The organism is Paenibacillus sp. N119s (assembly GCF_059447605.1).
In genome coordinates this window covers 1-9,621 of sequence record NZ_JCAJRU010000197.1, presented here as the reverse complement: position 1 = coordinate 9,621, position 9,621 = coordinate 1, and the positions used below count along the sequence as shown (strand labels likewise).

Here is a 9,621-nt window from a genome sequence, read left to right as displayed (position 1 = left end):
GCAATATTGATTGATTCGAGCTTCTATCTACAGACAAGTTCAGCTGAAATATAAAGATGTTATTGGGCTTGGGTAAGAGGAGTTCCTTTATTTTCGGCCTCAATCGTAATTTGCTCAGAAGTCGTTTTCAGTCGAATGTAAATGGCTCCCGGCTTCAAGGAATACTTTAAGGCGTTCATCAGAAGATTATCAATTGCTCTGGCCATTTTATCGCTGTCAACGAAGGTAAAGATCGGAGTATCCTCTTAAATTACGAATATGAACCATCACAGTATTATCAGAGAACCCATATGGCGCCTTCCATACACTTTCGTAAATGTGCTCCGAACTAAAAACCTATCCAGAGTGGCTGGCAAGCAAAATCAGGATCGGAAATTTCAGAGGAGTCAGCGAAGTTCCATTTCCCTTTAACTTTACCGAATGTTTACTTGCAAAAATAGTAGCGAAAAAATCCTAGGATTTTACGAGGATATGACTAAAGAAAATCTGAAGAACTCTAAAGAAGAAACTCAATAAACTCCCGACGGATATATATAACTTAGGGAAATCTAAACATAGTAAAGTTTAATATTTAGTTTGCCAAGTGGTTATATGATCGTTATTATTATATAATTTTACATATAAAGGAGGTGAAAGTAAGAAAACACGGGATATGGTTCATATGAGTGATGCACTGCAACGGAGAATCGGCCGACAAGCAGGTGTAGAATGAAAATCACAAAATTTTAGGAGGTAAATTATGTTTAAAAGTGGTAAGAAACTGTTAACGGTAGTTCTTGCAGCTTCCATGAGTTTTGGTTTTTTTGCATCAACCTCAAATGCAGCGACAGACTACTGGCAAAATTGGACCGATGGCGGTGGGACGGTTAATGCTGTTAATGGGTCCGGCGGCAATTACAGCGTAACATGGAAGAATAGCGGGAATTTTGTTGTCGGCAAAGGCTGGACTACTGGATCGCCAGACAGAACGATTAATTACAATGCCGGTGTCTGGGCGCCGTCCGGTAATGGATATTTGGCCCTCTACGGGTGGACGAGAAACTCACTCATCGAATATTACGTTGTTGATAGCTGGGGGACTTATCGACCTACCGGAACGTATAAAGGTACGGTGACCAGTGATGGGGGCACATATGACATCTACACAACAATGCGATACGACGCACCTTCCATTGACGGCCAAAAAACGACATTTATCCAGTACTGGAGTGTTCGACAGACGAAGAGACCGACCGGGGGCAACTCCACGATCACTTTCAGCAATCACGTGAAGGCTTGGGCGAGCAAAGGAATGCATCTGGGGAACAACTGGTCTTACCAGGTGTTAGCGACAGAGGGGTATCAGAGTAGCGGGAGCTCTAACGTAACGGTGTGGTAACCATGAAGGCTTAAAGCCGTATTACAACATAGATAAGGAAAAGAAAGATCCGAATAATAAGAATGCTAACGATAACATAAAATGGACAGCAACGGTCAATGAGGAAGCTAACGGCTACCTATTGCCTGAGACAAATACTTAGCTGGAAACTGGAACTGGCCTCATAGAGAGCAATAATAACGTAGAGAAAAGTCTGAACAAGGCACACTTAACAATTGTTAAACTAAAGGGATACGTTAGTTAAAGAACAGCGACAGTTGAGGACGATTTTCGTCTACGACTGTCGCTGTTTTAATAACTGAGATGAACATAACACCTGAGGTTGTGGAAATGGTAGGGAGAAGGTATAGTTTATATGTATGTATTTTGTCCGGGAAGAGGTTCATATGGCAACAATTCATGATGTGGCGTTAAAAGCGGGCGTGTCGGTCACTACAGTATCCCGTGTAATGAATAACCGGGGCTATATCAGCGAAACTACACGCAAAAAAGTGTTCGACGCAATGGAAGAGCTTAATTATCAACCGAATGAAATAGCACGATCCTTGCTACGCAAGCAGTCCAATATTATCGGCCTTATTATTCCCAATGTCTCGCATCCGTTTTTTAGCGAGCTTGCTAATCAGGTGGAGTACTATGCCTATCAGCATAAGTGCAAGGTTCTGCTGTGCAATTCGCATATGGATCCTGTGAAGGAAAAAGAGTACATCGATATGCTGAAGCGGAACCGGGTAGACGGCATCATTATGGGTAGCCATACCCTGGAGGTAGAAGAGTACCGACATTTGAATTCACCGCTTGTGACATTTGACAGACAGATTGACCCGCATATTCCGTACATTTCTTCGGACAACTATCGCGGGGGCGAGCTGGCTACAGAGCTGCTCATTCGCAAAGGCTGCCGGAAAATTGCGCATATCTGTGGGAATCTGGAGCTGAACATGCTGTCCAACGAACGTACCACAGCTTTCCGGGATGTCGTGGGCAGGCATAATGTCGAGTATGTAATCGTTCAAACAGACCTGAATGTGTTCGACCAAAAGGAATACGAGCGAATGATCTCCAAACTCGTTCATGAACATCCGGATGTGGATGGGGTGTTTGCAACAAGCGATATTATTGCTGCTTTTGCGTTGAAAGAATATACCCGCGCCGGACGGCATGTGCCGGAGGATGTGCGTATTGTAGGCTTTGATGACGTGAGCGCGGCTTCCTGGCTGACGCCTGAGCTTACATCGGTAAGACAGCCGATTGCAGAGATCGGCAGGCTGGCGGTCGAGCTGATTCGTAGGCAGGCAGAAGGGGAGCAGGTACAGCCTGTCAATCAGCTGCCTGTTGAATTGATTGAGCGTGCAACAACCTGAATGAAAAAATCTGTTCCTCTAACAAGGGGAACAGATTTTTTTTGAAAAATGTTAAAGGCTTAACATGTCAAACGATTGACACAGATTGAATCTTTAGCATATAATCCATATGTAAGCGTTTTATTTAAATGTACAGCAGCCATTATAGAAATAGGGGGATGACAACAGTGAGGAAATTCAAAAGAGTTCAATGGACGGTAATGCTGCTTCTTTTGGTTATGGTGGTGTCTGCATGCGGCGGCTCCGGAGGAGATGGTAACTCGGCTTCTGGAGGGGGATCAGCGGATTCGGGAAATGTGAAAATTACACTTTTGAACTCCAAAGGTGAAATCCTTTCACAACTGGAGGATGCCGCCAAGGCGTTCCAGAAAGACAATCCCGGCATTACTGTTGAAATTCAGCCGGTTCCGGCCGGGGGATCGCCTTTTGAGCGTGCCTCTGCATTGTATGCTTCTGGAAACCCGCCGACCATGATCATGCTTGATACAGGTGATGTGGAGAAATTCAAGGATCGTATCCTCGACTTAAGCGGAGAGAAGTGGAATAAGGACACTGTTGAAAACGCTACCACAAATACAACGTTTGACGGTAAAAATTATGCGTTTCCGCTGGCTGTTGAAGGCTACGGGTTCATTTACAACAAAGCGGTTGTCGATAAAGCGGTAGGTGGAAGCTTTGACCCCACTACAATTAAAACCCGAAATGACCTTGAAAAGCTGTTCCAGCAAATCGAGGCATCTGGAAAGAAAGCATTGGTGATTTCACCAATGGATTGGTCCCTAGGCGCTCATTATTTGCCACTTGCTTATGCTGGTCAAAACAAAGACATGGCTCAAGTGGATAAATTCATAGCATCACTGAAGGCGGGCCAGGTTAACTTGGCTACCAATCCCGTATTTAACGGACTTATGGATACATTCGACGTCATGATGAAATACAATATCGATCAGGCTTCCCCACTGGCAGGAGCTTATGAGCGCGGACCTGAACTGCTTGGCAAAGGCGAAGTTGGCGTTTGGTTCATGGGCAACTGGGCATGGCCGCAAATCAGCGGTTTTGATACGGCTAACAAAGAATATGGTTTCTTGCCTGTACCCATCAGCAACAATCCCGATGACTATGGCAATCAGGAGATTTCATCCGCTGTTTCCAAGCGTATTGTCATTGACAAGGAGAAGAGTACGCCGGAACAGCAAGAGGCGGCGAAGAAGTTCCTGAACTGGATCGTTTACGATGCGAAAGGTCAGGATTTCCTCGTAAACAAAGCGAACATTATCCCAGCGTTCAAAAATATTACACTGCCTGCGGCCGATCCACTTGGCAAGTCCATCCAGGATTATATTGCAAAAGGCAAGTCAGAGCAGTCAATGAGCCTGCTGCCAGCCGACCACTGGTCTAAGTTAGGATCCTCCATGCAAAAATATCTGGCGAAGCAGGGCGATCGCGCAACACTGGCTAAGGAAATCGAAGACTACTGGAAAACCGTAAAATAAGGCTTATTTTCAAATTACCCGGAAATAGAGAGAGAAATCCGAAACAAAGAGAGGGATCACCATGATTGCGGAAAAAGGAGTATGGAACCGGCTACGGACGCGGCTGTTGTTCACCGGACCCACTTTGTTTGCCTTCATCACGGTAATGATCATTCCATTTTTGTACGGCATTTATCTGACGTTCACAAACTGGGATGGTATTTCCACGACACTATCGCTGGTTGGCATCCAAAACTATCTGGCCGTTTTTCGGGATATTGAGTTTTGGAAATCATTCGGCTTGACGCTCAAATATGTATTTTATACCGTTGTTCTTATTAATGTTATCGCTTTTATGCTGGCTTATGTGCTGACTAAAGGGTTAAAAGGACAGAGCATTTTCCGGGCAGGATTTTTCCTGCCCAACCTTGTCGGCGGCATTGTACTCGGTTTTATCTGGCAGTTCATCTTCAACAACGTGCTTGTCTATTTGGGACAACATGCCAACATACAGGCGCTCAGCACGACTTGGCTGGCTGATCCTGACAAGGCGTTCTGGACACTCGTGATTGTAACCGTATGGCAGAACGCGGGTTACATGATGGTCATTTATATCGCAGGATTGACGGGTGTGCCGAATGATATCATGGAGGCTGCAAGCATTGATGGGGCGAGCAGTTGGACCAGACTGCGGAAAATGGTGCTGCCCTTGATGGTTCCTTCTTTCATCGTATGTATATTTTTGTCCCTGCAACGCGGGTTTATGGTCTATGACGTCAACCTTGCACTCACGAAAGGCGGGCCGTTCAGTAGTACTCAAATGGTGTCGATGCATGTGTATGAAAAGGCATTCCTTTCCCGCGATTATGGTGTAGGGCAAGCAGAGGCATTCGTGCTGTTCCTGATGGTTGCTCTCATCACTCTGCTTCAGGTTTATTTCAGTAAGAAGCTGGAGGTGGAGGCATAATGACAAGCAAAAAGGCTGCTTCCTCCGTGATCAAATTCATTGTGCTGACCGTCATACTTTTATTGTTCATCGTACCGTTCGTCTTTCTGCTGATCAATTCGTTTAAGGAAAATATGGCCATTACCTCGAATCCATTATCGCTTCCAGAGAGCTTCAATGTGGCCAACTATATGAATGCATTCGATAAGATGAATTATATCACTGCCTTTACCAACTCATTGGTCATAACGGTGTTAAGTGTCTTGTTGATCTCGCTGTTCACAGCAATGACAGCTCACTACTTTGTCAGAAATAACACCAAGTTCAACCAATATACCTTTATGCTGATGGTTGCTTCCATGATTATTCCATTCCAGGCCATCATGATTCCATTGGTGAAAATATACGGCTCCCTTGATCTGCTGAACAGCAAATGGTCGCTGATTTACATGTATATCGGTTTTGGCAGTTCGCTGGCTGTTTTCATTTATCATGGATTCGTAAAGAGTATTCCGAAGGAATTGGAGGAAGCGGCGCTGATTGACGGCTGTACGCGGGTTCAGACATTCTTCCGAATCGTAATTCCGGTATTGATGCCCACGACGGCCACTATTTCCATTCTTAATGTACTGTGGATCTGGAATGATTTTCTGCTGCCTTCGCTCATTCTGGTCGATCCTGAGCAAAGGACACTTCCCCTGTCCACGTACAACTTTTATGGAACCTACACGGTGGATTATGGTCCATTGATGGCAAGTTTGGTACTGACGATATTTCCAATCATTATCATCTATCTGTTTGCCCAAAAGTATATTATTCAGGGTGTTATGCAGGGTTCAATTAAATAACTGTAAGGGTAGGATGCCTTATCGAACATACTAGAGTGTATACGAGAGAGAATGCTGATCAATTTATTTCCCAATCGAAGCATATGCTTCGGTCGGATTATCGTTTGAAATATCATTTAATGGCTGAATTCGGCTGGATGAACGATCCGAACGGTTTCATTCAGTATAACGGGCAGTATCACTTGTTCTATCAACATTACCCGTATAAATCGGTATGGGGGCCGATGCATTGGGGACACGCAGTCAGCCGCGATCTTATGACGTGGGATTATCTGCCGGTCGCCTTGGCTCCGGACGGTGAGTTCGACCGGGACGGCTGCTTCTCCGGCAGTGCGATTGAGCAGGACGGGAAGCTTGTCCTGATGTATACCGGACATGTTGTAACCGGACCTGACAAGGATCAGGATTACAAGCAGTCACAGGGGATTGCAGTATCGGAAGACGGGGTGACTTTTGAAAAGTGGGAGGGCAACCCGGTCATCGGATATGACGCCATACCGAACACGGTCAGCCGCAAAGATTTTCGTGATCCTAAGGTGTTCAAACATGAAGATCAATACTACGTCGTTCTTGGATCTAATGATGCCCAAGGGAACGGGCTAGTACTGCTTTACCGATCTGAAGATCTGAGAAACTGGACGTATGTCAATGTGTTGGCAGTGAGTGACGGACGCTTCGGCGATAATTGGGAGTGTCCGGATTTGTTCCCGCTTGGCGATCAGCACGTATTCATGCTGTCTCCACAGCGCATGCCTGCTCAGGGAGAAGCATACCGTAACCTGCATTCCACTATGTACGGTATAGGTGACTTCAATGCGGAGGTCGGAACGTTTACGGCAGAGCAGTATGCTCAGGTAGATCATGGATTCGATTTCTATGCCCCGCAGTCAACCTTGGATGATAAAGGGCGGCGGATTATCATCGGATGGATGGATATGTGGGAGTCGGAGATGCCGACCCAGCAGGAACACCACTGGGCTGGTGCGATGAGTCTTCCGCGGGAAGCGGTGATCGACCACGGCAGATTGCTGTTCCGTCCGCTTGAAGAGGTGGAGAATTACCGATCCAATCTGTTCGAGCAGCGGGACATCTTACTGACCGGTGAGCAGATCATGGAGACATCCGGAGATAGCTACGAGTTGAAGGCAGTATTTGAGTTCGAGGCTGGCCATACGGATGAATTCGGCTTGAAGCTGCGGGTGGGCGACGAAGAGGAGACTGTACTGTCGTACCGTCCCGATGACGGTCTGTTTCGTTTTAACCGTGAGCGTGCCGGTATCGGACCAGGCGGAGAGAGAAGAGTGCGCTTGGGCTTACAGGAGGGACGCCTGGAGCTGCGGATTTTCGTCGATAAGAGCTCTGTGGAAATATTCATCGGTGACGGCGAATACGTTCTCACTGGAAGAGTGTATCCCGGAATGGAATCAACGGGTATTCGTGCATTTGCGAACGGAAAATGTACGATTGCCTCGTTTCAGAAGTGGGATATCCTCGCATAGAATCGCATCACAAACAGGAACCTTGACCGTGGATGGTCAGATTCCTGTTTTTTGTGGCCATTTTGCTCGTGTAATTTTAGGCGCGCTTATGTTGTAGATAAGCATCAAGATAAGCGTCAATTTTTGCGAGAGCTTCTTTTGTACCGCCGGATTGCTGGAAGCTTTCATTAATTTTTTGTACGGCCTCTTTATACGCTGCGTTTGACACTACCTCATGTACAGCATCTCTTAACGTTTGTATATTAATTTGATCCTTGGTTATCCGATAGCCAGCTTGAAGTTCCGTTAACCGCTGTGCGACCATGGGCTGATCCTTGTCCTGAGGCAGCACGACCAAGGGTACGTTAAAGTGAATTCCTTCATTCACACTGTTCATTCCACCATGGGTAATAAATACATCTGAATGACGTAATACCTCCAATTGAGGGACATAGGACGAGATGATAAAGTGCTCAGGGGCCGGGTTAATTTTGGTGAAGTCGGCCTTCTCGCCAGCCGCAATCACGACCATGCCTTCAAAATCGGAAAAAGCTTCGATGCAGGTGTTAAAAAAGTCCTCGGTATGGTCCAGCACAGTTCCCATCGAAATATACAAAACCTTTTTACTCTGTAATCTGTCGAGCGGGAATGAATTTTCTTCTTTGCGCTCCGGGAAGCTGGGACCAATAAAAAGATGCTCGTCTCCAAATTGTTCACCATTCGGTTGAAAATATTTGCTCGTATATACAACATTCAAAGCCCCTGAATTGTTCATAAATTGAACCAACTCTTTGGGGGCAACACCGAATCTTTCTTTCATGAGCTGCAGTGAAGTCGTGACTTGTTCATCAGGATGGAACGGTACTTTAGCGTCGGAGCGGAAGAGATTGGCAGCCATCAGATGATTTGAAATGAGAAAAGATGGGGATGAAGAGATGCCTGGAATATTCAAATAATCTCTTACTAATTCACCAGCTCCGAATCGATCATAGAACACCAAGTCAAAGTGAATACGCTCGGACAGCTCCTGAGCGATGGCTAAGATATCCATCGAAGTCTGGATATGAATATTCAAAAATGCGTTCAGTCCTGCCGGAGTGTTGGTATCAATGGAAGCAGTCCTGACCAGATCAGGATGCAGGTGAACCTTCGCTCCAACTGCTTCGAGTCTATTCTTGTATTTCTCAGTTGTAATGTAATGAACCTGGTCCCCTCGTGCTGCAAAGGCTTGCGTGATCCCAAGCGTGGGGTTTACATGTCCTTCTGCCGGAAAATTAACCATTAATACATTTAACATCCATCCTTACTCCTTTCCTACTCTTTATTTAAGATGCAGTTTAACTGAATCTCTTAATCCATAATAACAATAATATTTATTTTTTCAAATGATATCCTTTCATGATTGTGTTTTAAAACGCGGTCAACATCATTCTAAAGAATAAAGTAAGGATATGTTGACATGAAATGTGTATAACAAATATTTACCTCGTGCATAGTAAAGACGAACCTATTTAGCGAGGGAGGTTTTTTCTAAATGAATGTTCAAAGAGCACAAGAAATAGCGTCCTCTCCCATCATGGCAAATGTGTTGTGCGATGGGTTTCCCATCTATATTCAGCATGTGAACGAACAACGTGAGACGGCACGGATCTATGCGCTGAACAACCCGGAAGAGGAACGAGAAGTGCCTTTGTACACGTTGACAGAACGTGATCTGACCCTTGAATAGAAAGGAGTGACATGGAAAATGAAACCCAATCAACAGAAAGAAATCGAGGCAGATCGTTTGAATTTCCGTGATCAGACGGATGATGTGGTCAGAGAGGTACCGGCCACCACGGATGCCAGCGAAGCTGTTGCAGCAATGACCTCGCACATCAATAAATATGATGTACCAGATGAGTTGGAAGAAGAATAGAGAGTGGACAAGCGCGCACAGGATAACCTGCTGCGTGCTTTTTATATGACGCATATTTGGCTGGTATCGAACAACAAGCATTCAAAGCATTCAATGCCCAAACGTACAAGTGAAACTGCCCGTGTGTACGTTTTTTTTCTTTCGTTTTTTTGTAAAATGATATATAAATGTTTTTTGTTCAAAATTGAAAAGCTGAATTCAGAATTGTAGGAGGGAA

10 protein-coding genes and 1 pseudogene are annotated in these 9,621 nt (G+C 45.3%); 8 read left to right on the top strand and 3 right to left on the bottom strand.

Features of this window, described 5'->3' with window-relative positions:
* Nucleotides 1–59 precede the first annotated feature (59 nt).
* Together AC5V8P_RS19410 and AC5V8P_RS19405 are read right to left on the bottom strand one after the other, a co-directional pair.
* Nucleotides 60–206 carry a hypothetical protein gene (locus AC5V8P_RS19410; RefSeq protein WP_495473787.1) on the bottom strand — a complete coding sequence of 49 codons (147 nt, stop codon included), beginning with the start codon at nt 204–206 and terminating at the stop codon, nt 60–62.
* A 37-nt stretch (nt 207–243) separates the two neighbouring features.
* Nucleotides 244–429 (bottom strand): annotated as a pseudogene (locus AC5V8P_RS19405) (winged helix-turn-helix domain-containing protein); the annotation flags it as partial.
* Nucleotides 430–739: 310 nt separating this feature from the next.
* On the opposite strand from AC5V8P_RS19405, the gene AC5V8P_RS19400 reads away from it, so the two are divergent.
* The 6 genes from AC5V8P_RS19400 to AC5V8P_RS19375 all read left to right on the top strand — a co-directional run bounded on the left by AC5V8P_RS19400 (nt 740) and on the right by AC5V8P_RS19375 (nt 7,507).
* The gene (locus AC5V8P_RS19400) at nt 740–1,378 is read left to right on the top strand and encodes an endo-1,4-beta-xylanase XynA (protein WP_064797296.1); all 639 of its coding nucleotides are present in this window, start codon (nt 740–742) and stop codon (nt 1,376–1,378) included.
* A 359-nt stretch (nt 1,379–1,737) separates the two neighbouring features.
* Nucleotides 1,738–2,742, top strand: a complete 1,005-nt coding sequence (locus AC5V8P_RS19395; RefSeq protein WP_081276840.1) for a LacI family DNA-binding transcriptional regulator — start codon at nt 1,738–1,740, stop codon at nt 2,740–2,742.
* 167 nt (nt 2,743–2,909) lie between these two features.
* Nucleotides 2,910–4,235, top strand: coding sequence for an ABC transporter substrate-binding protein (locus AC5V8P_RS19390; protein ID WP_064797295.1), 1,326 nt, complete (start codon nt 2,910–2,912; stop codon nt 4,233–4,235).
* Nucleotides 4,236–4,296: 61 nt separating this feature from the next.
* Nucleotides 4,297–5,181 (top strand): carbohydrate ABC transporter permease, encoded by an 885-nt coding sequence (locus tag AC5V8P_RS19385; RefSeq protein ID WP_063212882.1) that lies wholly within the window; start codon nt 4,297–4,299, stop codon nt 5,179–5,181.
* On the top strand, nt 5,181–6,008 hold the full coding sequence (locus AC5V8P_RS19380; protein ID WP_064797294.1) for a carbohydrate ABC transporter permease: 828 nt from the start codon (nt 5,181–5,183) through the stop codon (nt 6,006–6,008). The genes AC5V8P_RS19385 and AC5V8P_RS19380 overlap by 1 nt, the downstream gene beginning before the upstream one ends.
* A 35-nt stretch (nt 6,009–6,043) precedes the next feature.
* On the top strand, nt 6,044–7,507 hold the full coding sequence (locus tag AC5V8P_RS19375; RefSeq protein ID WP_081276839.1) for a glycoside hydrolase family 32 protein: 1,464 nt from the start codon (nt 6,044–6,046) through the stop codon (nt 7,505–7,507).
* 76 nt (nt 7,508–7,583) lie between these two features.
* Here the strand turns inward: AC5V8P_RS19375 and AC5V8P_RS19370 are convergent, their stop codons facing one another.
* On the bottom strand, nt 7,584–8,783 hold the full coding sequence (locus tag AC5V8P_RS19370) for a macrolide family glycosyltransferase (protein ID WP_064797293.1): 1,200 nt from the start codon (nt 8,781–8,783) through the stop codon (nt 7,584–7,586).
* A 237-nt stretch (nt 8,784–9,020) separates the two neighbouring features.
* On the opposite strand from AC5V8P_RS19370, the gene AC5V8P_RS19365 reads away from it, so the two are divergent.
* Nucleotides 9,021–9,215, top strand: coding sequence for an H-type small acid-soluble spore protein (locus tag AC5V8P_RS19365; protein ID WP_064797292.1), 195 nt, complete (start codon nt 9,021–9,023; stop codon nt 9,213–9,215).
* A gap of 18 nt (nt 9,216–9,233) precedes the next feature.
* Nucleotides 9,234–9,404 carry a hypothetical protein gene (locus tag AC5V8P_RS19360; RefSeq protein ID WP_013373210.1) on the top strand — a complete coding sequence of 57 codons (171 nt, stop codon included), beginning with the start codon at nt 9,234–9,236 and terminating at the stop codon, nt 9,402–9,404.
* The last annotated feature ends 217 nt before the right edge of the window (nt 9,405–9,621 follow it).

What these genes read in the sequence shown, in the direction of transcription:
- AC5V8P_RS19410 (WP_495473787.1), bottom strand. Translation starts at nt 206, where the DNA reads ATGGCCAGAGCAATTGATAATCTTCTGATGAACGCCTTAAAGTATTCC.
- AC5V8P_RS19365 (WP_064797292.1), top strand. Translation starts at nt 9,021, where the DNA reads ATGAATGTTCAAAGAGCACAAGAAATAGCGTCCTCTCCCATCATGGCA.
- AC5V8P_RS19385 (WP_063212882.1), top strand. Translation starts at nt 4,297, where the DNA reads ATGATTGCGGAAAAAGGAGTATGGAACCGGCTACGGACGCGGCTGTTG.
- AC5V8P_RS19395 (WP_081276840.1), top strand. Translation starts at nt 1,738, where the DNA reads ATGTATTTTGTCCGGGAAGAGGTTCATATGGCAACAATTCATGATGTG.
- AC5V8P_RS19380 (WP_064797294.1), top strand. Translation starts at nt 5,181, where the DNA reads ATGACAAGCAAAAAGGCTGCTTCCTCCGTGATCAAATTCATTGTGCTG.
- AC5V8P_RS19370 (WP_064797293.1), bottom strand. Translation starts at nt 8,783, where the DNA reads ATGTTAAATGTATTAATGGTTAATTTTCCGGCAGAAGGACATGTAAAC.
- AC5V8P_RS19360 (WP_013373210.1), top strand. Translation starts at nt 9,234, where the DNA reads ATGAAACCCAATCAACAGAAAGAAATCGAGGCAGATCGTTTGAATTTC.
- AC5V8P_RS19400 (WP_064797296.1), top strand. Translation starts at nt 740, where the DNA reads ATGTTTAAAAGTGGTAAGAAACTGTTAACGGTAGTTCTTGCAGCTTCC.